General features: G+C 50.0%; 35 protein-coding genes and 4 tRNA genes. 2 read left to right on the top strand and 37 right to left on the bottom strand.

Annotated features, from left to right (window positions below; all coding sequences use genetic code 11):
• Positions 1 to 31: 31 nt before the first annotated feature.
• The 8 genes from H8Z83_RS03935 to H8Z83_RS03900 all read right to left on the bottom strand — a co-directional run bounded on the left by H8Z83_RS03935 (position 32) and on the right by H8Z83_RS03900 (position 5,052).
• On the bottom strand, positions 32 to 1,588 hold the full coding sequence (locus H8Z83_RS03935) for a DUF2828 family protein (RefSeq protein ID WP_187013818.1): 1,557 nt from the start codon (positions 1,586 to 1,588) through the stop codon (positions 32 to 34).
• 73 nt (positions 1,589 to 1,661) lie between these two features.
• Positions 1,662 to 1,785: transfer RNA gene (locus H8Z83_RS03930), tRNA-OTHER, on the bottom strand.
• Between the two features lie 139 nt (positions 1,786 to 1,924).
• A tRNA-Asn gene (locus H8Z83_RS03925) sits at positions 1,925 to 2,040 on the bottom strand.
• 267 nt (positions 2,041 to 2,307) lie between these two features.
• A tRNA-OTHER gene (locus H8Z83_RS03920) sits at positions 2,308 to 2,431 on the bottom strand.
• Positions 2,432 to 2,994: 563 nt separating this feature from the next.
• Positions 2,995 to 3,085: transfer RNA gene (locus H8Z83_RS03915), tRNA-Ser, on the bottom strand.
• A 95-nt stretch (positions 3,086 to 3,180) separates the two neighbouring features.
• Complete coding sequence (locus H8Z83_RS03910; RefSeq protein ID WP_187013817.1) at positions 3,181 to 3,486, bottom strand: hypothetical protein; 306 nt, start codon at positions 3,484 to 3,486, stop codon at positions 3,181 to 3,183.
• A 66-nt stretch (positions 3,487 to 3,552) separates the two neighbouring features.
• Positions 3,553 to 4,470: a hypothetical protein gene (locus tag H8Z83_RS03905; RefSeq protein WP_187013816.1), complete on the bottom strand. Its 918-nt coding sequence runs from the start codon at positions 4,468 to 4,470 to the stop codon at positions 3,553 to 3,555.
• A gap of 120 nt (positions 4,471 to 4,590) precedes the next feature.
• Complete coding sequence (locus tag H8Z83_RS03900; RefSeq protein ID WP_187013815.1) at positions 4,591 to 5,052, bottom strand: hypothetical protein; 462 nt, start codon at positions 5,050 to 5,052, stop codon at positions 4,591 to 4,593.
• A gap of 178 nt (positions 5,053 to 5,230) precedes the next feature.
• Here H8Z83_RS03900 and H8Z83_RS03895 point away from each other — a divergent pair, with 178 nt between their 5' ends.
• Both H8Z83_RS03895 and H8Z83_RS19500 read left to right on the top strand, forming a co-directional pair.
• Positions 5,231 to 5,617, top strand: coding sequence for a helix-turn-helix domain-containing protein (locus tag H8Z83_RS03895; RefSeq protein WP_187013814.1), 387 nt, complete (start codon positions 5,231 to 5,233; stop codon positions 5,615 to 5,617).
• 51 nt (positions 5,618 to 5,668) lie between these two features.
• Positions 5,669 to 6,265, top strand: coding sequence for an ImmA/IrrE family metallo-endopeptidase (locus tag H8Z83_RS19500; protein ID WP_187013813.1), 597 nt, complete (start codon positions 5,669 to 5,671; stop codon positions 6,263 to 6,265).
• Positions 6,266 to 6,298: 33 nt separating this feature from the next.
• On the opposite strand, the gene H8Z83_RS03885 is transcribed toward H8Z83_RS19500, so the two are convergent.
• From H8Z83_RS03885 to H8Z83_RS03755, 29 genes are all read right to left on the bottom strand, one after another.
• On the bottom strand, positions 6,299 to 9,349 hold the full coding sequence (locus H8Z83_RS03885) for a DEAD/DEAH box helicase family protein (protein WP_187013812.1): 3,051 nt from the start codon (positions 9,347 to 9,349) through the stop codon (positions 6,299 to 6,301).
• Between the two features lie 111 nt (positions 9,350 to 9,460).
• The gene (locus tag H8Z83_RS03880) at positions 9,461 to 9,949 is read right to left on the bottom strand and encodes a hypothetical protein (protein WP_187013811.1); all 489 of its coding nucleotides are present in this window, start codon (positions 9,947 to 9,949) and stop codon (positions 9,461 to 9,463) included.
• Positions 9,930 to 10,748, bottom strand: coding sequence for a hypothetical protein (locus tag H8Z83_RS03875; protein WP_187013810.1), 819 nt, complete (start codon positions 10,746 to 10,748; stop codon positions 9,930 to 9,932). The genes H8Z83_RS03880 and H8Z83_RS03875 overlap by 20 nt, the downstream gene beginning before the upstream one ends.
• Before the next feature lie 92 nt (positions 10,749 to 10,840).
• The gene (locus tag H8Z83_RS19495; RefSeq protein ID WP_243184712.1) at positions 10,841 to 11,548 is read right to left on the bottom strand and encodes a hypothetical protein; all 708 of its coding nucleotides are present in this window, start codon (positions 11,546 to 11,548) and stop codon (positions 10,841 to 10,843) included.
• 1 nt (position 11,549) lies between these two features.
• Entirely contained in the window at positions 11,550 to 11,774 is a 225-nt protein-coding gene (locus H8Z83_RS03865) for a hypothetical protein (RefSeq protein WP_187013809.1), read from the bottom strand.
• A gap of 15 nt (positions 11,775 to 11,789) precedes the next feature.
• On the bottom strand, positions 11,790 to 12,353 hold the full coding sequence (locus tag H8Z83_RS03860; RefSeq protein WP_187013808.1) for a hypothetical protein: 564 nt from the start codon (positions 12,351 to 12,353) through the stop codon (positions 11,790 to 11,792).
• 18 nt (positions 12,354 to 12,371) lie between these two features.
• Positions 12,372 to 13,328 carry a hypothetical protein gene (locus tag H8Z83_RS03855; protein WP_187013807.1) on the bottom strand — a complete coding sequence of 319 codons (957 nt, stop codon included), beginning with the start codon at positions 13,326 to 13,328 and terminating at the stop codon, positions 12,372 to 12,374.
• Positions 13,325 to 13,459 carry a hypothetical protein gene (locus H8Z83_RS19850; protein WP_256435289.1) on the bottom strand — a complete coding sequence of 45 codons (135 nt, stop codon included), beginning with the start codon at positions 13,457 to 13,459 and terminating at the stop codon, positions 13,325 to 13,327. Before H8Z83_RS19850 ends, H8Z83_RS03855 begins: the two co-directional genes overlap by 4 nt.
• A gap of 77 nt (positions 13,460 to 13,536) precedes the next feature.
• The gene (locus tag H8Z83_RS03850; RefSeq protein ID WP_187013806.1) at positions 13,537 to 14,106 is read right to left on the bottom strand and encodes a hypothetical protein; all 570 of its coding nucleotides are present in this window, start codon (positions 14,104 to 14,106) and stop codon (positions 13,537 to 13,539) included.
• A gap of 51 nt (positions 14,107 to 14,157) precedes the next feature.
• Complete coding sequence (locus H8Z83_RS03845) at positions 14,158 to 14,388, bottom strand: hypothetical protein (protein WP_130849517.1); 231 nt, start codon at positions 14,386 to 14,388, stop codon at positions 14,158 to 14,160.
• A gap of 12 nt (positions 14,389 to 14,400) precedes the next feature.
• Positions 14,401 to 14,754 carry a DUF2493 domain-containing protein gene (locus tag H8Z83_RS03840; RefSeq protein ID WP_130849518.1) on the bottom strand — a complete coding sequence of 118 codons (354 nt, stop codon included), beginning with the start codon at positions 14,752 to 14,754 and terminating at the stop codon, positions 14,401 to 14,403.
• A 32-nt stretch (positions 14,755 to 14,786) separates the two neighbouring features.
• Positions 14,787 to 15,140: a hypothetical protein gene (locus H8Z83_RS03835; RefSeq protein ID WP_187013805.1), complete on the bottom strand. Its 354-nt coding sequence runs from the start codon at positions 15,138 to 15,140 to the stop codon at positions 14,787 to 14,789.
• Entirely contained in the window at positions 15,137 to 15,430 is a 294-nt protein-coding gene (locus tag H8Z83_RS03830) for a hypothetical protein (protein WP_187013804.1), read from the bottom strand. The genes H8Z83_RS03835 and H8Z83_RS03830 overlap by 4 nt, the downstream gene beginning before the upstream one ends.
• 9 nt (positions 15,431 to 15,439) lie before the next feature.
• Entirely contained in the window at positions 15,440 to 15,736 is a 297-nt protein-coding gene (locus H8Z83_RS03825; RefSeq protein WP_187013803.1) for a hypothetical protein, read from the bottom strand.
• Positions 15,737 to 15,831: 95 nt separating this feature from the next.
• Positions 15,832 to 16,776, bottom strand: coding sequence for a DUF932 domain-containing protein (locus H8Z83_RS03820; protein WP_187013802.1), 945 nt, complete (start codon positions 16,774 to 16,776; stop codon positions 15,832 to 15,834).
• 89 nt (positions 16,777 to 16,865) lie between these two features.
• The gene (locus tag H8Z83_RS03815; RefSeq protein WP_187013801.1) at positions 16,866 to 17,216 is read right to left on the bottom strand and encodes a hypothetical protein; all 351 of its coding nucleotides are present in this window, start codon (positions 17,214 to 17,216) and stop codon (positions 16,866 to 16,868) included.
• Entirely contained in the window at positions 17,207 to 17,395 is a 189-nt protein-coding gene (locus tag H8Z83_RS03810; protein WP_130849524.1) for a hypothetical protein, read from the bottom strand. Before H8Z83_RS03810 ends, H8Z83_RS03815 begins: the two co-directional genes overlap by 10 nt.
• 27 nt (positions 17,396 to 17,422) lie before the next feature.
• Positions 17,423 to 17,794, bottom strand: coding sequence for a hypothetical protein (locus H8Z83_RS03805; protein ID WP_187013800.1), 372 nt, complete (start codon positions 17,792 to 17,794; stop codon positions 17,423 to 17,425).
• Entirely contained in the window at positions 17,791 to 17,970 is a 180-nt protein-coding gene (locus tag H8Z83_RS20120) for a DUF5659 domain-containing protein (protein WP_366463753.1), read from the bottom strand. The genes H8Z83_RS03805 and H8Z83_RS20120 overlap by 4 nt, the downstream gene beginning before the upstream one ends.
• 162 nt (positions 17,971 to 18,132) lie before the next feature.
• The gene (locus H8Z83_RS03800; RefSeq protein ID WP_187013799.1) at positions 18,133 to 18,672 is read right to left on the bottom strand and encodes a hypothetical protein; all 540 of its coding nucleotides are present in this window, start codon (positions 18,670 to 18,672) and stop codon (positions 18,133 to 18,135) included.
• An 88-nt stretch (positions 18,673 to 18,760) separates the two neighbouring features.
• Entirely contained in the window at positions 18,761 to 19,003 is a 243-nt protein-coding gene (locus H8Z83_RS03795) for a hypothetical protein (protein ID WP_187013798.1), read from the bottom strand.
• Positions 19,003 to 19,455, bottom strand: a complete 453-nt coding sequence (locus H8Z83_RS03790) for a hypothetical protein (RefSeq protein ID WP_187013797.1) — start codon at positions 19,453 to 19,455, stop codon at positions 19,003 to 19,005. The genes H8Z83_RS03795 and H8Z83_RS03790 overlap by 1 nt, the downstream gene beginning before the upstream one ends.
• Positions 19,456 to 19,543: 88 nt before the next feature.
• Positions 19,544 to 19,786: a hypothetical protein gene (locus tag H8Z83_RS03785; RefSeq protein WP_187013796.1), complete on the bottom strand. Its 243-nt coding sequence runs from the start codon at positions 19,784 to 19,786 to the stop codon at positions 19,544 to 19,546.
• Between the two features lie 3 nt (positions 19,787 to 19,789).
• On the bottom strand, positions 19,790 to 20,074 hold the full coding sequence (locus tag H8Z83_RS03780; RefSeq protein WP_187013795.1) for a hypothetical protein: 285 nt from the start codon (positions 20,072 to 20,074) through the stop codon (positions 19,790 to 19,792).
• Positions 20,075 to 20,086: 12 nt separating this feature from the next.
• The gene (locus tag H8Z83_RS03775; protein ID WP_187013794.1) at positions 20,087 to 20,305 is read right to left on the bottom strand and encodes a hypothetical protein; all 219 of its coding nucleotides are present in this window, start codon (positions 20,303 to 20,305) and stop codon (positions 20,087 to 20,089) included.
• A gap of 94 nt (positions 20,306 to 20,399) precedes the next feature.
• Entirely contained in the window at positions 20,400 to 20,831 is a 432-nt protein-coding gene (locus H8Z83_RS03770; RefSeq protein ID WP_130849532.1) for a hypothetical protein, read from the bottom strand.
• Between the two features lie 18 nt (positions 20,832 to 20,849).
• Positions 20,850 to 21,023, bottom strand: coding sequence for a hypothetical protein (locus tag H8Z83_RS03765; RefSeq protein WP_187013793.1), 174 nt, complete (start codon positions 21,021 to 21,023; stop codon positions 20,850 to 20,852).
• Between the two features lie 10 nt (positions 21,024 to 21,033).
• Positions 21,034 to 21,237, bottom strand: a complete 204-nt coding sequence (locus H8Z83_RS03760) for a hypothetical protein (RefSeq protein WP_187013792.1) — start codon at positions 21,235 to 21,237, stop codon at positions 21,034 to 21,036.
• 12 nt (positions 21,238 to 21,249) lie between these two features.
• On the bottom strand, positions 21,250 to 21,423 hold the full coding sequence (locus H8Z83_RS03755; RefSeq protein ID WP_187013791.1) for a hypothetical protein: 174 nt from the start codon (positions 21,421 to 21,423) through the stop codon (positions 21,250 to 21,252).
• Between the last annotated feature and the right edge of the window lie 48 nt (positions 21,424 to 21,471).

Here is a 21,471-nt window from a genome sequence, read left to right as displayed (position 1 = left end):
TCTGAGCCTCCTTAATGGTTTACTTTGTTGCTTATGCGGAGATAATAGGACGAAGGGCATCGTCCACCTGCTGATACCGCTCTGCGTTGATGGCCTCCAACAGGCAGTCATAAGGATCAGTCTGGCCGCTCATCACCATCTTGGCGATATTGGGAGAGAAACCGCTGACCAACGCAACACCCAAATCGTTCTCCTTAACAGGAATGGTGCCGCTACGGGAGTTGACATTCCAGAATACCAGGCGAGGGATCTGATATCCGGCTTCCGCATACCGCTGGGCAATCACCTCAAACAGACGGGGAGTAGGGGCGGCTACTCTGTTATGTCCCCACCTATCACGGCAGGTTGCACTGGTAGTTGCGCAACCATCGAACTCCATATCAGAGATGATAAGGATGTTCGCGGGAAGATCGCTCTGATCCATGTGCTTGTTGATCGCCGTAGTGAGGATCAGGTCGAATACGGCCTCAATGTTGGTGTTGGCAACCTCGTTATGGATAGCCGCGATCCGCAGTTTCTCACGAAGGTTCTTTCCTCTGCTCAAATCGACCAGCTGAGGATGTTCAGAGAAGGTGATGTACTGATCCTTGAACTGACCAGAAGAACGCTCGGCGAAGTAGATCGCCAGAGAGTTTGCTACTTCCAGCGCAGACACATCAGTGTTACCGATTCTCACTCTCATACTACCAGAACCGTCGGCCACCACGATGGTGTTACCACAGCCCTGCACCGTATCGGGGAGGTTCCTCCACAGCACTTCCAGATTGGCGTCGGTGCCGTCGGCATAACCGTACCGATGTACGATGTCATGCGGGAAGAGGACAGAAGCGTTGATCTTGGCCTCGCCTTTCTCTACAGCACCCAGGAATGCACGTCGGCGATCCTCGTCGTGACGGAGGAAAGCGCTGTTGTACTGCAGGTTAGCACGAGAGGGGACACGCTGATAGTCGATTTCCTCCCACTGCTTGGCGGTCATCTGCTGCTCCACAACAAGCAGGTAACGGGAGAGATTGGCGAGGGTATGCTGATACTGGCGCTCGGTCATGCCGACAGCCTTCCGCAAGATCTGGGCATAATGCCGGGTCTGCTTGGAAGAAGTCTTACAGCGAGGCATCCACTTTGCCAGAAGAGAAATAGGCTTGTCCTCTGCCGCATTTTGGGTATCGTCATAAAGCTGCCCTTTGACCAGCCCGGTCACGCAGTCACACGCGGGCGTATCCAGCAGACACCACAGATCGTCCCAACGACCGTACTCAGGCACCAGTGCCACCACAGGGGCGACGTACTCGGGGAACTCCTTCGCCAGAGGCACCATGCAGGCACGGAACAGCCGGCGCTCACCCAGGCCACCACGGACATCACGAGCATAAAAGAGCCATTTCATTGCCATCAGCTTGTCCTCGAAGAACGCCTTGGTGAAGCGCTGAGAGATGTCGTGCTCGCTGGCACTACGGAGAGATGCCACAGCGAAATTGAGATCCAGGAGAGCCTTGCCGGTAGTACGGAAGCCGACTGCACCGTTCTCGGTGACAGAGACATTACACTCGTTATTCAGCGCGCTCTTGATCCCATCCATAAAGTTGCTCATTATCTCTTACCTCCTATATTGAGATACCCAGGACACACTTTTTATTTACTGTTGCTGTTTGTGCCCAGAGAAATGGAGCGGCAGGTAGGACTCGAACCTACGAATGGCAGCTTGGCTTCCTTGAACATTGCTGTTAGCGGAACTCCTCGTTTCGCATTGTAATAGGGCTGCTGTGTTGACCACTTCACCACTGCCGCATGAAGCTCGTCTTTCCGAGCCGTCACAACCCAGTTCAAGATATTTGGGTTGAATATCTGGCGTTTACCGTCAGCATAGACATAAACGATCCCAAAGCCCTATGCCTATCCGCCCATTAGCAGAGGCGGCTTCTGCTTGTGCCAGGGGTGGGACTCGAACCCACGACCACGGGATTAACAGTCCATAGAAAGTTGCTGTAAGCGTCTCAACAAGACACGCATAAGTACGCGCTCTACCAACTGAGCTACCCTGGCGTACGCCCCGCCGTAGCGGGGCTATTTTGCATGACCCCTCTTATGTGCATTTTCTACTCAAACCCAGCCGTATAATACGGCAAACAGTTATACCGATCGGTTCGGCTTCCCGCACTATTATGGCTGGCGGCGAACCAGGTTTTCACCGTACTGTAAATTATCGGGGTCGAGATAATGACATACGGCAAGGAACAACAGACAAGCAAACCCATATTCAACATTAGTCTGTTGCACCTCCTTTTTTTATGACTACACTAAGTAGCTTGTTGCAAGGAGTGGGACTCGAACCCACGACAATCAGTTCCCTTTTTACATAGCTGTTAGCGCAACTGGGGGAGGGGGACGTTACGCATTTTTTATACTGGTGCTCTACCAACTGAGCTATCCTTGCATGGTGGGAGGCTTTTTCATTGCTGTCTGCGTTGCTCTGTACGCATACGAATACGGAAACCTCCCAGAAACCGCTATATCCGTAAAATGGCTCTTTGCCACGTGTGCGGGACACATTCTCATTTCCACAAGCAGGTAATGTTGATGGTTGCTGTTAGTGCCCCAATTCGTTACTGTTCATTCATCGTCGCATTCATTACTGTACTGTCATCCGAAGATGACTTAGGGCTTGTCTCGTGTTCTATTCATGGTTTCCTCCACATACCCGGCGCTGGACGCCGCTGCCGCTGATCACTTTGAATCACAGAACGATAGCCAGGAACTTCTTCATGACACACACGACCCTTCTTATAGATTGATGACGGTTTTTTAGGAGCTACGGAGTCGAACCGTAAGCAAAAGTTTTGCAGACTTTCAAGGTAAAATTGCTGTGCGTGTCCACCGTCGATTACACGTTATGAGCTGCCATCGGACGCTCCCATGTCGCCCGTCTTTCCGGGCCGTCAGCGGTCTTTCCCGCCGTCAGAGAGAGGAGGTGATAAAGAGTTCGCCGCTATTGCGGCTTGGCGGAGGGGATGGGACTCGAACCCACACACCCTTTCGGATTACTAACAGTTTAGCAAACTGCTTCCTTACCAGTTAGGATTACCCCTCCACGCTTTTCAACGAGACGCATTGAGTCAAAGTAAAAGTTTGATAGTTGTAAAATTGCTGTTAGCGCCTCATACTCCGATTGGTCAACCGAATGAATTACTCACTCACGCTCTCTGCGGGACTGGTATCCAGGAGCTTTGCGAAGTTGGCGATGATAGCGGTATTGTTCTTCCGCTGCTGGGACATAGTGGCGCGTGTCGCGGCCAGTTCCTTGGAATAGGCGTCGATCTCAGCCAGGTCGTTGTCGATCTGCTGGTTGATACCCTCCAGCTCATTCATTGTTCTGGTAACGATGTCTACCGCCTCGCTTGCCTGACGAGCCAGACGAGCAACCTCAGTCTGCTTTTCCTGCAGAAGATCGCGGGTGACAGGTACGGGGACGGCGTTTTTACGGAATCTCATTGCTTTCACTCCTCTTACAGAATAATTTTCTTTGTTGCTATCCAAGAACTAAATGGCCGAAGCCATTTAGTAGAATAGTTGCTTGTAGAGCTTGTAGTCTCTGATCCGGGCTGTGTGCTTGACCTTGCTGGACAGATCCTCGCAGAGCACCTTAGACGCGAACTCCGGGTCTTCCAGATTGAACTGGGTACTCTCGCATTCCAGCAGATGAGCACGGTAGAATATACCGGACTGGTGTATTACGTTGTACCGTAGCGAGTAGGCACCGCCCATCAGGGTATTCAGACGATTTACCAGACCCTGCATCTTAGAGACGTTGATCTTGCTGTTCCGCTCCGTCCGAATCAGGTTATCTGAATAGACATAGGCACGGAAGATTACGCCTCTGGCCTGCTGGTAGTATCCCTCTGCATCCCTCAGACGCTTGAATATCTGCAAGATTTCAAACGGCATCTCGATCTTCTCACCGTTTATCATCACGCCGTCATCAAGCACATCTTCCTTGGGGAAATTGATGATCTGCTCTTCGGTCAATCCAAACCAAGCCAAGTAAAGAATTACAGCGGGCAGGTCAAACAAGGTTTCATCGTAGCACTCGGACACTTTGATGGAATCCTGGATTGCCTGGTGGAGCATACCCAAGTTCTTGTAGTATTGCACTCCGCTGGTCTCGTTGATTTTCAGGTCGTCCACAGTGACGGAGGCCAAAATGCTTTCCTGTTCTGCCGGCAGCACGCCATTAGCAATCAGGTATCGCACATAGCTCATCACATGGCTTTTATAGTTGAAGAAAATGCTGGTATGACGAACCCTCATGGAGTTGAACATGGACACATACTGTTCCTTAGTAAAGCCATTGTCCAGCGATTGGCCTGTCTGCTCTTCATAGGCCAGAACCTTTTTCCAGGCGATATCAAAGTTTTTCTTGACGCCTACCTTAGCATAGCCGCCGTCCGGGTCTTCAAAGAATTTGTTACGGATCATATTCCCCTCTCCAATCCGTTCAAATCATTTTCTATGTCGCTATCTTACCATACGTAGCTGAGATTGTCAATAGCAAACAAGAAAATTATTTGCGAAATTTTCGGGGACATCCGCTTCACCTCACTCTGTCGCCGGCACGTCCATTATATGCTTACACAGGAACTCACGATCCGTTACGGACAGGGAAGAGAGGATTGTCAACAGCCGATCCGGGCCGGTCACGATCTTTCTCCATTCCGTATAATGAGCTTGCCACACGCCGAGCCAATACTGAGCAAGGCCGGTAGCGTCTTGGTTTTGCTTGAAAAAACCATCCAGCAAAGCGATAATCTCTTCACTGGACGCTTCGAGAGGACGCTTGATATCCTTGCCCTTCCCATGCGCAACCAGAACCAGGCGTGCGCCTTGAGCCAGCTGGACGTTGAGGTAGACATAGGCACCAGAGGACGCTGACATCTGTACGGGGAGGACACCAGTGTACGGGAGCTTAATGTCCGTCTCGCTGATACTCCGCATCCCCACGGCGCTGACATCCAAATCATATTTGCCGAAGTTTGCTGCCATACTGTTTACGATGTGCATTTTTACGCGCCTCCAAATAAGTATTAGGTTGACTAAACTGAAAACGTGTGATATGATGTACTTAAATTCACGAATATGTTCGTGTCTGGTATTTACTATACCAGCTTGCTTTCGTGCTGTCAAGTGCTTTCCACGAAAAAAATCGTGACATTCAAATTCTCTGTTTGGAGGTTGTGTTATGGACTCCGTCATTTTTACAAGGATTAAAGAATTGTGTGCTGAAAATAACATCACAATCAACAAACTGGAATCCGAACTTGGTATGAGCCAGTATTCCATTGGAAGGTGGAAAAGCTCTACCTCTCCAACTATTGATAAAATCTCCAAGATCGCCGAGTATTTCCATGTCTCCATTGACTACCTGGTAGGCGCTTCTAATGTGCGCTCTACTGCCGATACCATGCTTGGCGACCCCGACTATATTACCCTCCAGCGAGCCAGAGAACGCATGACTGAGCAGGATAGAAACCGCATGATGGGCATTTTGAAAATCGGATTTGACTACGCTTTTTCCGATGAGAATGATCCGCAGCAGAAGAAGTCCGTTTTATTGGACACGGAATAAGTTATAATATGCACCCATGATGTCTCCGTGTAGCGAAAGGAGGGCAAAATAGTGAGGAGTGTTTTTGTACAGCGTAAGGTCTTGGAGCTTTACCAAGACATGGACTCTGTATCCTATCCTATCCAACCTGAATTGCTCTTGCAGTGCATCCCCAAAAGCTGTCGCATTTTGTCGTATCAGGAAATGGCCGAAGTCACTGGATGCACTGTCCAAGACGTTGCCGTTCTATGCAAAAGCAATTCTGGAGCGACGCACTACGATCCAGATACAAACCGTTATCTTATTCTCTACAATGCTGAAATGAACGCTGGCCGTATCCGGTGGACTTTGGCGCATGAGATCGGCCATATCTATATAGGTCATCTGGAAGTCATAGAGGAAGCCGAAATCGCCTACAATGAGCAAAGGGGCTTCTATGACCAGTTCGAGAGCGAGGCAGACTACTTCGCCTGGAATTTACTTGCTCCGCTTCCTATCCTGCGTGAAATGGGTATCCGTTCCGCTTCTGAGATCAAGGCAACATACGGGCTGTCCAATCAAGCGGCAGCACTTCAATTCGACCGATACACAAAATGGTGCAGAAGCCATGTCAAAACGGCATGGGAAAACGGAATGCTTCGTATATTCCGCAGTAAGTACATGGCCTAAATGAACCGCCCTCCGAAGAGGGCGGTTTTATTATTAGCTGATCTTCTGCTCTCCCCAAGAGATTTTGAAGTTTCCGTCCTCGTCTGCCTCACGAGACATCAGCAGGCTCATCAGGTCATAATCCACGCCAAAGCGGTCATACACCTCATCCAGATCTACGTCCTGCCCCTTCATGAAAAGGTTCAGTTTCTCTTTGGCGAGCACCATTTGCATCTGGTTGGACTCAATGCTTCCAGAGTAAGTAACAAAGTAGATGTCTTTCCAGTCCGTAGAGGTAAAGCGAACAAACCGCATATAGAACTGGCTCATCCGCGCATTGTTGTAATGCAGCTCCGGGATGATAACTTTGTTGACGAACTCAAAGTTGACAGAGGAGGGGAGGCACTGCTGGGTACAAAGGAGAATGCCGTTTCCGCTTTCTTTCAGAGTGTTTTTCAGCTTTCGACGTCCGGCCAGAGTGGTGGTAGAGCCGGTCACGACAAACAGTTTCCGATCCGGGAATCTTCTGCGGATTTCATTAGCGTATGCTTCCACCACGTTCTTATGGCGGACACCAATAACTACAGTCTCATCCTTCCATTCGCCTACCATGTCACAAACCTTCCGAATTTTGACCGGCGTATTCGGGCTGTCGTATTCCTCCACGGTGTTGGGTGCAGCAGAGATACGGAGCAACAAAGTAATCTGCTGGATCAGCGCCATCATACTATCCTTGCGGCTATTCCCGGTAAGGGCGAAGTACCGCTGGCGCATGGAGAAAAACTCTTCCATGGCCTTTTGATAGACTTCACGCTCTGCAGGAGCGAATGAAACTGGGGTTTGATGAAGTCTACGTATCTCTTTGCCGGTGATCTCCGCGAAAGTCCGGGTGATGACCGAGTAAGAGAGGAGCTTGTTCAGGGCATCCGCATTGTAAATGTCCTGGGTTTTCTTACCCACTCCGAAAACGGTGATCCGCTCAGGCAGATGGGATTCAGCGAACAGACTGTATCCAGCTTTATAAGCAGGGAAGGGCTGGCCGTAGTAAGAATTACTTGAACAGTTCAGATATTCCTCACCGTCATCCTTCTCACAGCAATACAGATCTTCTGCCCAGGAGAGCATATTGTAAGAGTTGTTATAAAGCAGCTCAAGCTGAGGAGCACATTCCGAGATGTTGTTCCGGGTGACAGTGCCGGTCATTTCCAGCTTAAACCGTACTCTCCGAAAACAATCCAACACAGCCTTTGTGCGCTTGCTATCCGGGTTGGTCATCTCGTCGGACTCATCGAACACCAAGCACACGTTCTGGTTCCGCATTTTGATATGGCGCTTGATCTGCTTACGGTACTTGGTAAGCATATTCAGGGTGATGATAACGAACTCCCCATCCTGTACTTTGTCGAGGTCGGCGAGGCACTTTATCATCCGGTAGTTGGTCATGCCATAATTTTTGAACACCAGATCCCAGTTGTTCTTGATGGAGATAGCAGTGGACACCACCCACACGTTACGAGCGCCCTGACGCTCCATCCGATACCGGCCTGTGGAGATGCCGGCCAGCGTCTTGCCACCACCCTGTTCCCACTGTAACAGATGATAACGCTTCTGAAGAACGAGGTTCAGGTCGTGCTTTTGGGTGTTATTGAGGTGAATCCACTCCTCGTTCTCATTGTCATAAACGGTAAAGTCATCCAGGAACTGAGCGATCTCGGCGTCCTGTTCCATCTCGGTAAAAGGTTTCGTCTCTCGCTCATAGTCGCGCTGCTTACGACGAATAAGGCGGGCATACTGCTCAAGACCTGTATCATCCGCTTGTCCAGAGGCAAGGGCATAGAAGGGAACGAGCTGTTTCATGCCGTCGCTCATGCTGTTCTGTGCCTTTTTGCTGTACCCTTTGTAAATCAGCCCTCCATCCTGCTTGACCAGTCGTACCACATCCTGGCTGGGCTTCTTATGCTGAGACTTGATAACACGACGAAGATAGGCCAGTACCTTAGCTTCCGTAATACGGATTTTTGCCCATTCCTCATACTTCATATCCTTGGGCTGTTCCTGATGGCGGAACTTGTAGAGATATTCCTGACACTTGGCATATTTGTCTATCAGTTTGGGGTTGGACTTGATATGGAACATCAGCTTCCGCACTTCATACTCGAACGCATTGTCGCTCCCACCCATCGACGCCAGCTTAACGCGGGCACTGTTGCTCCGCATCCGCTCTCTGGCCGGGGCAACGACTTCCTTACGGACGATCTCAAGCAGCTCTGCCGCGTTATTCATGTCGGTCAGATTGAACCAGTTGGCGCTGTTCAGAGCATAAGGTTCTCCCTTGTCGGCAGCGTCCAGCTTCTTCTGCCAAAAGGATATCTTGGTAGCGTAGCTATCCACGCCAAGAGATTTGAACGCATCCTTCTGAATGGAGACCTGACCCAGGAAAGAGAAATTTTTTGCCAGTTCGGAAATTTTCGCGCCGTCCAAATATTCGTCGGCCAGGAAAGATGCCGGCACCACAATCGCCATAATGCCCAGAGGCTTCAGCAGCTTCGCCGCTTTCAGGCAGTAGTACATCTGAGAGATGATCTCGCCACCCTCCGTCTCCCATTTCAGATTGAACGGAGGGTTGCCCACTACATAGTCAAACCGCATATTCGGCTGATAGAAACGGATATCACGGTGTTCCAGATTAGCGGCGGGGTAAAGATAGTGCGCTACTTTGTGGGACTTGATGTCCAACTCACAGCCGTAGAAGTTTGCCTCCAGCGGCATGAAGTTACAGAAGTTGGCGATGCCAGAGGTGAGGTCTGCTACCGTTTCGTCCATAGCAGGGGACAGCGCCTCCATGATAAACTGGCAAAGAGCGGGAGGCGTAAAAAACTGACCGTTCTCGATCTCCTTCTTGGCCTCCGCATACTCATGATAGTTGGCAAAGTCAGAGCGTTTCAGGCCATGCAATCCACCGTCTCCGGTATAGGCATTATAGATATCCTCGCGGGAGATCCCAGACTGTTCGGCCAAATCCTGGTCTACCAAATAGAGGATCTTGTCGTTCAACTCCTGTCGGGTTTCCTGGGGAATCGGTTCATTAAGGTATTGATACTTCATTCTTTCACCTGCTCTATCTTTCTTTTTCTGGAGAGAGGCTTTTGTGCGGAGTCCTCTCAGAACCGCGCCCCTCACTTCTATTACAGAAAGAAAAGGGGGATTGCTAACCGGTCAGGTTCTTTTTCTTACCTGATACCACTTTGTAATGCAGTCTTCAAAAAGCGGGCAGGCGCGAGAACAAGGATAATTGACGATCTTCTTTTCATCCAAAAGACAGGGCATACTGTCTCTGGAGGCTCCAAGATCAATCTCACTTTGCCGGAGCAATTTATCCGTAAACCCATTGACATACCTGTTATCATCTCTCACTTGGGCTAACTGGAATAGGGTGTAGATACGCTCCGAAAGATTGGGGTCACGTGTGGCATATTGCTGAAGAAGCTGGCGCAGCTCATATCCGGGCTTGTCCGCGCCCGCCATATAATCAAACAGCGCCTCTCTCAAAATCATTTCCATCAGCTTTCCGGTGTAGTCTTCCTTCGGACAAGCGCACTCAGCGCTCATGTATGCAGCGATGGCCTCCAACGGCGGAGCATTTTCGCCCGCGAGTTTGCAATGCCCTTTGCAGCACATGATGATATTACAGGTTCTCTGTTCCATAACCTGCCTCCTTTTTGCTCAGATAGTTTCTTGTAGCCCTCGCTACACCCTCCAAAAAGCGGTTCCACTCCATGTTATATTCACCTGCCGGCCATTGGTGGAAGTCCCGAAGCATAGGCCAAACTGTGGCAGAAATTTCCACGTCGTTCAGGAGTTTTACCAATGGTACAAAATTGGTAATCCTCAGCCATGCGTGGCAAATATATAGCACCCGTTCCTCCATGTTGGTGCGCGGATCAATCTTTCCGGTGGAGTGCGTTTCCGAAAAGTAGTCGTTATGCTTGATATATAAGTCGTCACCTTTTAGGAATAGCTGGCACTGACATATTCCCTCAAAAGGGACAGAAGCGAATTTCCTAACGCCTCTGATTTCTTCCGGCTTTGGGAGCTTGCCGCCAGCACAAAGCACTTGGTATTCCGACTTCGGGAAAAGAAACTGTTTACAAAACGCAGCCGGATTAGATAGGGTCTTAGTGATAGGAGCGACCAGTGCCCCGGATTTCCAGAATTGATACTGGCACAAGTCATACCACATTCCGTCGCTGATATCTCGGAAAAGCATCGCCAAACAGATGCCCGCCGACGTGTTAAACCTGAGAAGATAAACGGTAGAACCCTTGCGTTCCGCCGTTTTACAATCGTTGGCGGCAGCAAGCATCCGCTCAATGTACCCCACATGAGATTGGTCGGTATGTTCCGTAATTGTGGCGTCCGGGTAGCTCTCCTGAGCTTTCTCTTGGGTGGGATAGTAGAGCAGCAAAGTGTGGCCGTCTGCGGTTTGCACCTTAAACCGTTTCAAAATTAACACCTCCAAAATTTTCGTCTCCCGTCTTAATTACAGACGGGAGACGACGGATGCTAACCTCATCTCTCAATAGTAGCGAGAAGATTTTAGATATGATCCATTTCTTTGCCCCGTTCCACCGTTTCACCCCGGAAGCAGTGACCGCAGTATTCCCAAATACCATTCGGCCACTCTCCACCGACCTTACGGAAGGTGGCATAGGTGCTCCGCCATTCGCCGGTCTTTTCATCCAGCTTGCTGGAGTACGGCTCGCCCATCTGAGAGCACCGGGCACTCATACAAACAGGTGGCAGACAATCCATTGCATTGTCCACTACGGCCTGAGTCACAAAGTCACCGGGCTTTGCGGTGGCGTAGTCGAAGTCATCCTCATCTATGACTTCCTTTCCGTCCCAGACCTGCTTGGGCTTGGGAGCGATGGTGGACACGTCCAGCAGATGAGCGCCAGGGATATTCCGCTTGACCTCCCACACCTCATCCATGTCGCCAACTAAGTTATACAGCTCCTTATGGCTATGGGCGACATTCAGCCGTGACCCAGGCAGGTTATTGGCCTGCTCCGGGAGAGGCACACCATTGACAGTAGCATGGTAACTGGCAGTGATGTAGGAGATCACCTTGAGGAAGTCCGCCATGTTGCTCACACTTCTCATAGCCTCCATAAACTCAGGCCAAGTATGGTCGCAGGCTCCAAGGCCGAAGCGTTCCATTTCAGCCTTGTCGCCGTTATATTCCTCGGAAACGATATAGCTGTCATTCAGATCGTTCCAGAAAATCACTTTCCGTCTGGTCATGTCAAACTCTCCCCACATCGAAAGTATAGTTGCTTGTAGCAAGTCCCCAGAATTTCGTATCCTCGCGTCTCTCACCCGAATATACCGCATTGATACGATAATTCTCGTTCCCTACCATAACGTCCATGCTTCTTCCTGTTTTGCAAACAGTTCTCAAAACTCGTTCTGCGAGACATTTATAGATGCCCAGAGACAAGAGCTTTTCAAGTGCGTCTTCAAAACTCATAACATCCTCCTCCTGTCAAGGACGGCACGGCAGCAGAAATGCCGGCTCGTCCCAGTTGACACTATCTCGCTCGTCACGTCCACACCGCTTATACACCAGCAGGCACGGGTACGGCGTCCGCATTGTGTCGCTGCTCCCCATATAGATATTACGATACGGCCCGACAGCCTCCAAGATATCCAGATAGCGATAAGCGTCGAAATAGCTCGTCATAGGAGCGCCGTTCTCATCCTCGGTGGTAACGGTAATCTTCGGGAAGAGGGGCTTCCCCAAATTCTTCATATCCCTCCACTCACGGATGATCTTTTTGCAATCATCCACAGTGGGCGGCGAAGCAACCAACGAAGCCCTCGCGTCCTTGAGATAGTCCTGGACGTACTTATCATACGTTTCCGTCCGATCACCTACGGGGATTCCCTCGGGCTGTTTCGCAAACAGCACCACCATAGTTCCATCTGTTACAGCAAAATGCTTCTCGCTGGGATGAACACCGGCCAGAGCCTCCGACTGGGTTTCGTCGTATCGGGTTTGCTCCCTCTCCACAATCCGATTCAATGCCGCCAGTTGCTTTTTCGTCATTTTGATCTTCTCCATTCCTTACGCTACTTTTCTCCGTAGACAGGTTTCCACAAATTCCTGGACATAGGCGACACTGCGGAACTTGATGTCCACTCTACCGTTCTTGAAGAGCTTGACACTCTTAACCTTCTCCATATTGTAAGTCTCAAAGAAATTCCGATCAGTGCCATATCTGAAGAGTTCCGGGAACCACAGATTTCCTTCATCCATACGCCCACACTCATACCAAGCCAGGGCATTTAAGAGAGTTTTGAGGCTACCCGTAGACTCCCACTCATCATGGCTCCGCCAGCTATCATCTTTGCACCCGCACCAGTAGCCGGTCAATTTGAGCGTATCATTCTTGATCTCAAATTCCTCCGCGTTGTCCCGATATGTGCTATGGCAGCAATTCCATGTGCGGGACAGAAATTCATTCATCGCTTTCTCCTGGAAAGAAAAACCACCCAGCTGAACGAAGATCTCATCCACGACCTGTTCATACCGGAGAGGGAGAGTACGCAAGGACTGTTCAAACTTATCCTTTTCGACCTTATAGGCGTCCAGCTCCTGCCGATAAGAGGCAATCTCGTCTTCGCTCATGCTTCTGTATCCACCCCAGGGCAAATTCGGCTCCTTCGGGCCGGTGGGAATGAGATGCTCCTCAATCTCGTGCTCGTCCAGCTCAACACTGTACTTACGGCTGAAATAATTGACGACAGCTGAAATGAATGTGCGGTTCCTCTTCTTCATGGTGTCGTAAACACCGTCTACGTCGCAATCACCGCCCACATACCGGTCGATAAAGTCTTCGTCTGCGGTCAGGATTCCAGCCTGCTCTGCCTTGGCTGCGGCCATCGCCTCAGCAACCTTCTGGAGCGCCGACCCAGCCTTATCAAAGGCTTCCTGCTGGCGGAGACAAAACGCCTTGTCATCCTCGGAAATTCTGTTGTCCGCCTTGATCTCGACGGCGGAGAACTTCTCCATCAAACTCATCTTTCTTCCTCACTTTCATTTTTGTTGTATCTACGAACAACGGTATCGGAGTATTTGTTGGCGTGCCTCACGGCCACGTGTTCCAAAATCAGCTTCACGGCCACGATGACAAGCCCAAAGAGGATTTCCATATCAGCCACCTCACTTTATGGGGTGAGGCTTTTTATAGTGGAGCCTCCCAGACCACTACATTTTCAGAATGAAACTACTATTTGCTAACCTTTTCTCGGAAGTTTTCGTTGAACTGATCCTTGTAGGCAGCAACGCCGTTCCAGTCATCATACACGACCTTTTCCGTCTGATCTCCCAGCTGGAAAATCAAGTTAGGTCTCGGCTCTCTACCATCCTCCGGTACCCGGCGCTCGCCGCACAGATACCACTTGGCAAAACGCTGGTTGGCGTATACCTCGCGCAGATAGTAACGCTGTGTCTCGATGCCCCGGTAAACCTCTCGGCCTGTTCCGTCTTCGATGCCGACGAACATAACCTTGATGACTTTCTCAGGATTGCGTTCCAGATCGTTGTACCAGGAATTTTGAGAACACTTCATAAACCACTCGTCGCAGACCTCAGAGTGCTCCAGCTTTGCGTTCTGCTCGATGTAGGCCAGCCCCAGCCGGTCGAACTCATCCTGTTTCATGAAGGACTCTGCCACGTGTCCGGCGTCATCCTGGCATATCAGCTTTACACGGTCTGCCAGACACGCCTCGGCGTTCATTCCGACGGCATTGAATTTTTCGTAATCCTGTGGGGTTATGACAGCAACCGTAATCTTCATACTGTTACCTCCTTATACTCAAATCTTAACGGTTCCACTCGGGCTATCCAATCAGGGGTTCCGTTCATCGGCAAAAACATAGTGGGGAGAATAGAGGCTCCCAGCATTCTTGATGTAGTATCTCTTTCGGTTGAACGTGATGTACTGTCTTCCGCCATCATCTATGATCGGCCTTAACTTTTCTGTAATACCATCAGAAACAAGCAGCTTTGCATAGGGGAGAACTCTCTTGTTCCCAAATATCGGAATTGTGTAATCGCATATTTTCTTAATGACTAACATATCTCTGTCTCCTTAATATCGCTTGACCCGCACTTTCAAACCGTACCTCTTGGCAAGCTCGATCATGTGCTTGGTACCACGACTTTCACCGTTCCAGAATGCGGCCAGAGCGTCGGCGTTCTGTGCCATCTGCTCATTGCGTAGGTATCCAGCTCGCTTGCCGTATAATTTCCACTGGGCGGGGTAATAGTCAATGGCGTATCCCTTTTCCATGGCATACTGTTCACCCAGCGTATCAGCGCCCTTGGCCTGTCCACAAACAACGGTGATCTCGTCCGTAATATTGCAAAGCAGTTTATCCATGGTCGCTTTCAAAAGCTGGTAGTCATCAAAGTCTCGCCCTCCGGCGATGATAACTCGAAACACATTGACCACCTCCTTACTATATTTACAGACCGTTAGTGTTTCTTGCTAACCAAAGCAATCAACTTTTCCAGCTGCTGTGCAACTGGATCAGTGATCGTCACCAGTGCATAATCCCGTTTGTAGTAAGGTTTACGGTGCTCTTTATCAGTGTACCAGCGGTATGTATGAATGTTGGATTCCGCGTACTCCCGTCGCGCCCAGGCTGTTATACGTTCCACCTCGGAAACAAACACTCCGCCGGATTGACTGTTACTCTTCCGATAGACTCGGAACATATATCCATATTCACCCTGGCCTGCAATACTCGAATTGGCCTGCTCATCCAAAGGAGCGGGACGTAACCGCCCCAGCTCCACCAGCTCATAAACATACTTGGGGATTTTCATGCCACATCCTCCTTCTCGAAGTAGAACGGGACGCCGGCTTGGAAGGGGTAAATCGTAAAGTCGTGGGCACTCCACACTCGCATTGCATGACGGCAAGGCTTATCCTTGGGAAGAACAATCCGCTTCTTGCCGCCAAACATGATTTCGATATGATCGTCGGCGTATCGGTTCTCAACTTCCAGCAGCTTGAAGATATAGGACTTCGCGGTTTCCTTGACTTCCATGACATACCGATATGCTTGAAAGACATTGCCATCATGCTCGGATTTGTAACGTCCAGGCCGTAACATAAACACACCTCACTTTTGAATAACTAAGGGAGTATAGAGCCTCCCATCTTGAATATATGAGCCATCGTTAATGAACTCGAATTTGGTAGCATGGACTCTATTGACCTCGGCCATAACCTGCTTCCAAGTGAGGTTCCCACGATCAATGTAGATTTTCCAAAGAGCGCCGCCACCGACAAATTCATACTCTTTGAAAATTACATGAGGGAAACAGCACATTTTCAAACAGGTATCCAGCCGGTCAACATCTCTCTGGTTCTGATATTTAATGACCATCAGCCGTCGCTTTTGGCTTATGCGTTTCATATACTCACCTCCACACTGTATTTACAAATCGTTCTGTAATTTTGCTAACCAAAAAAAAGACGGGATAGATTTCTCCATCCCGTCTCGTTCTGTTCTTATCGTGCGCCAACGCCTGCCAGCAGAGAGGCCATCTTGTCCATCATGGCATGGCCGTCCATGATTCGGGCCCAGTTGTTCTCCTGGTAGTTGGAGGTCATGCGGCGGGGAGCGGTATGTCCAACCATGTCGCTCATCGCGTTCAGTGCGCCCCAGGCAGTCCCCTTGAACTTGAGAATGTCCGGCGCAAAGTAGCAGATCATGTACTCTTCACGGGCTTTCGTCGCGTTCCGCTTTTCACGCTCGCTCATATCCTCCGTGGCCGGGAACATCTCGTCCAGAATTTTGGCGATCTGCTCATCGGTGACGGTCTTGTTCGCCATCTGGTCGGCGTACACAGCCAGCTTGTCCATGTACTTATTCGCCATGTCCAGGCACATCCGCGCCTCCTGGAGCTTGGCCTGAATATCGCCGGTATGCCGGACAGACCACGCACGCTTTGCGCCATTCAGTGCGATGTTCAGAGTGTTGTTGCAAACCACCCGGATAGGCGTCATACACACGCGGATAGCGCCGCTGCCGTCGTGGGTGTTGGAGAAGCACAGATACGGCTCGGTCTTATCGCCGACGATCTCCGTATCGGGCAGTTTTGCCAGTAGCCAAATCTTTCGGCCACCCATAAGGCTTCCCGCCGTCTCATAGTGAACCTGACCCTCTCCGCCGATCAGAGCGTCGGTGAACGCAAATGCCTCCGCGTTCTGCACCACCTGATACCGGTCACTGACCACGCCCAGCACTGCACCGTCGCTGCTTCGCACATTAGCGAAGAAGTTGTCTACCTTACGCCCGCCGCAAACCTGAATGGGCTTGCGCTGCACAGTCCAATCCAGACCGGCCAGCCGAAGTGCATCGGCACTGGTAGGCGCTTCCTCAACCTGAGTACCCAGGCCGTGCCAGGGCTTCTCGCGTCCAGCATAGAACATACTCTCAACATTCGCAGACATTTTTACGTACCTCCTAAATTTTGTTCTCGTTTGTTTTTTCTCCGGTTACTATACTTACAGAAAAGAACTGCGTTTTGCTAACCGTCTGTTTAATTATCCCAAATATCGTTGATATCAAAGGAAATGCGAACGTGCCCATCGACGGCAGAAATCACTGTACCGTCAGCCTTATTCATGATGGCCGTAAGAGCTGCCGTTTCTTCCTTGTTCAGGGTAGCGGCAGGGGAGAAGTCCAGCCAGAGAATGGCGTGCTTCTCTTTCATGTTCGGGTCATACCCGTCGATCATCCGCACGTCATCGCACATATTCATAAACTCCACCAGGTCGCTTTTGACGGCCTGGTAGAGCTTGATCTTGGAAAAGTTAGCACGTGTTCCGTTGAAGTTTTCGTTACGGTCGTGCATCTCTGCGATCTCTTCAGGGGTGTAGTTTACGCGCATCCTTTCTTCCTCCTCAACTCCATATACTCGGGGTAGCTCACCCCCATCAACTCGGCGGCGGCATGAAGCGCCTGCTTCTTATCTCCCAGTGGGCCAGCGGGCACCTTGGGAGTCTCGATCTTGTGGGGATACCAGCGGGAACTGCCCTTCTGCTTGGACACATCATAAGTAATGCTCATATGTTCCTCCTTATAAAAAATGGTTTCTTACCAAACAGCACGCCAGCCGGGAGACTTGACCAGCTCATCCAGCTCGGCCTCTTTCTGGTCTGCCGCTTCCTGTTCCCCTTCGTCCGGGAAGTCGGAAACATCCAGATCATATACATCGACATCCATATTGGCATTGGCATAAACTGAACTCACCAAACCGCCCTTGACACAGATAGCTACCTCCGGTGTAACCTCTTCGCAACAGTTAAGATACTCGCACAGGTCGTCTACCTCATCGGCCATTTGGTTGTTGCTATCGTGGATTTCCGAGTCGCTGGTACATTTGTTTTCATATGCAGCATTTTCCTGCAAAGCACGCAGCCCGTCGATGATCAAGGAAACCTGAGCATCAGTCAAATCAATTTTCATTTCAAATCTCTCCTCTCAGAACTGGTGTTGATATATTCCATCACAGCTTGGTACAGCTCAGGCGACGCAGTGAAAAGAAAAACATCGTACATAGGATTGTCCCGGTCAGGGGTAACTTTGTAAGGCTCAAAGCCTCTCTCACGCAGGAAACTACACATCCTGGCTCGCTTGCACACATAGGTTCTCAGGCCGCTCTCATTCAGGCCGCTCTCATTATTCACGAAATCAAGTCCTTTCAAAATGTCGTTTGGAATCGCTTCACTATAAATACAGAAACAAAAGGCTATTTGCTAACTTTTAATATAAAAAAGCCCGCCGCGTTCTGCGGCGGGCGGTCATCAGGCCACGACAGATTTCAAACGGGCACGGGGATTAGAGGCAAGCTGATACCACGCCTCACCGTTTGAAAATCTGGCAGTACACACATATTCCTGGAATCCATATGCCTTGGCAAACTCGGCCAGCTTCCGGTTGATCTTCCGAACTTCCGACGCATACTTCCGATAGGCTACACTCCGACAGCAGTCAAAATAGTAATGGCAGTCATCGTTGGAATAATCCTGATCTTCGGTTAAATCGTGATTGATTTCCACATAGAATTGGACACCAGAATAGTATCCGCTTTGGAGCTTAACTTCATGGAACAGCAGGCCACGATTGAAGTCCAGCAGTTTGTCCTCGATCTCCTGGCGCTCGTCGTAGGCCGCGCACTCATCATAATACTGGTAGTCTTCCAGCTCGTTACACTCGCAGAACTCACATTCCGTATCGTCTGCGCTCAGGATTGCGCCGCATTCCGGGCAGCGCTTGGCATCCTCATAGTAGTCCTTGGCGAACAAAGGGAAGTCCCTCATGGTGCAGAAATTAGCAGCGCTCATTTTGTCATCCTCCTTAAAGTTGGTTGTTTGTGCTTGTACTATAATTACAGATAGCCTCCCAGTTTTGCTAACCGGGAGGCTACTTTTTTTATTTGCCGTCATCAAATTCCTCGGCGTCGATCTCGTTGGAGATGGAGAACACTTCATAGGCGGCTTCATTCAGGCGTCCGATAGATGCAGTTGCGTGCGGCTCGCGGTTTTTGATCGCGTCCGCCTCAGCCTCCAGCAAGTCCTGGACAAAAGCCAGAGCCTCACCCACATCAGCATCCACCACAATGGTGGTGCTATGCTTGGCCTTGATCTCATCGAACTTCTTTTTGCTCATGTACATTAAAACTCGTCCTCCTTCACAAGGATTTCCCCAATGGATACCTCTGCGACATAGTTGAAGTCCAGCTTTTCCAGAAGCCGCTTCATGACCTCGTGGCGACCATTTGCGCTCACGATATATCCACGAACTGAACCGCCGAATTGACGAACGACAACAGAATATCGCGGGCGAAAGTATTCATCTTCAAATTCTGCACGGCTCAACCCCTCTACCACATCTTTCCCGCAGGCCGGACACGCGGTAAAGGAATGCCCCTCGATCTCTTCGTCGTGCAGTTTATCCGCCGAAAAATATGAACCGCAGGCTTCACAGGAAATAATATGTCCGTTGTTACACTCGGACGGGACACAATCGCAACAAACATGGTATTCATTGTCTATGCCCTCATTGACAACAACACCTTCAAAATTTTCTTCATCGAAAGAACATCCGCAGATTTTGCAGGTTTTCATATTCAGCACCTCCACTATATTTACAGACCGTTTTGAAAAATTGCTAACCATAAAAATAAAAAAGGAGAGGATTGCCCCTCTCCCTGATTTAGAAACACTCAAACCCCGTGATGACCAACAACACATTGAATAGCACACGATGATAGTCGCTGTTATAAGGATTCTCTGCCACAGCTTTGAGATAGTATAGAGCATCGGTCAGCTCGTTTTTCAACTGCCCGTCATCCGGCAGATTTGACAGCTCAACCAGCTTTTCCGCTATACCACAGCAGTCGTATTCCCACGGCCTATTGAATTGCTTGAGTTGATTCAGCTTATCCGTTCGTTCCATATATTATGCCTCACTTTCTACCAGGGCTTTCAATTCAGCCGGTGTATAGCTCTTGCTGTATGGTTTATTTCCGCCGCTGAGAACCAGACAGAATTTGCGAAACGTAACTCCGTTGATCTCTTCCAGCTCCTCCTCAAAGATACGATACCGGAAGTCCCCACGCTTAGGTGTCACCTTGTAGTGACTCAGCATAGCGGCCTGCGCCTGCTCAACCGTAGGGAAGTCGCCAACATTGACCGTCTTACCGGTTTTCGTAGACCGGGAAACATTGAAAATTCTCTCGCTCATCTTGGCATCTCCTCAGTAAATCAGGATCTGCTTAGAGAACAGCAACCACAGCCCCAGCGGAGCCAGCAGTACAACCGCCGTGCCGTCTCGATCTTCTACGGTTACGCCGGTGGAGCACATCCACAGCACCAGAGCGCAGCAGGCCAGAACTCCCAGCCCCATCAGTCGCTGCTCGATTATCTTCTTGCGGTAATACCGCCGTTCATTTCTTGTCATTTGTGCTTGTCTCATTTTTTTATCGCCTCCTATTATATTTACAGAATGATTTACTTTGTCGCTAACCAAAAAAGAAAAAAGACGGAGAGAAAAATCCCTCCGCCTTTTTTTAGGCTACCACATCATTCTGAAGCTCGGCCATATGCTTTTTGGCCTCTTCCAGCAGGCGCTTTTCGTCCCATTCAGCGGTGAACTTTGCCAGCTCGTTCCAGTTGCGTTTCTGGTAGATGTTGTCAGTGATTTTTACCACGGCACCCAGGCCACGGCTGCACCACATACCCGGCGTGCTGCTCGGAGTCCACAGGGAAAGGGAAAGGCGCGGCATCATGCCGATAGTCTTCTGATAGAAACAGCCCAATCTCGGCTCCTCGCGCACCTCAGTCCATCCGATGTCAGCCTTCAGCACTTTGCCGTCCGGCAATTCGATGGAGCGTGTAGCCACCTTGTCATTCCATACGATGAAGCGCTCCAGATCAAGCCGGAACCCGTTGCTCAGTTTTGCGTTCCAGCGATTAACCTGCTCTCTCGTACATTGTGCCATTTTGTCTTCCTCCTTTATTCATTCGGACACTTCAAACGTAACCATATTCTGGTTGCCGTCGCCAGCCTCAAACTCGCCGCTCTTCTCATCCATCAGCGTAATACGGTTTACTGCCGTCAACAGGGCGTTACGGATAACCGCATCATCTTGGATACCATCCTTGCCGGTGGGCATACAGATTAAAAATTTCATAGTCTTCTCCTTAATACTTGATCTCAATGCGCTTGTCTCCGGCTTCGATAGCTGTACGCAGCTTGCCAGAGATAACGTCCAGTTGTTCGGCCCGCAGGATATACAGGGAACGTGCGGCCCCAGTTTCTACTGCACTCAGGGATTTCAACTGCTTCATTTCTGCTTCCAGCTCGTCGATCACCCATTTGATTTCAATTTTCGTGAACGCCTGCATTTTGTTCCTCCCTTACAGCAACAGGACTTTGTGTCCGTCAGATGTTATCCCGTACAAGGCACCGCCAACAGCATCAGCGGCCCGCCGTGCCTGCTCCAGGTTTGGTGTCTTTCCCATGTATTCCCCCTTCTCCGTGGGAGACTTTACGGGGCGGTAAACCTCGAAGGAAACGTATTTGTTTTCCATCACTGCACCTCCTGGTATAATTACAGAAGGGGAGAACGATTTGCTAAC

This window comes from Dysosmobacter segnis (genome assembly GCF_014297285.1).
Classification (GTDB): Bacteria; Bacillota; Clostridia; order Oscillospirales; family Oscillospiraceae; genus Oscillibacter; species Oscillibacter segnis.
Note: the sequence above shows the minus strand (reverse complement) of the source record. Positions and strands in the feature narration are given on the sequence as shown.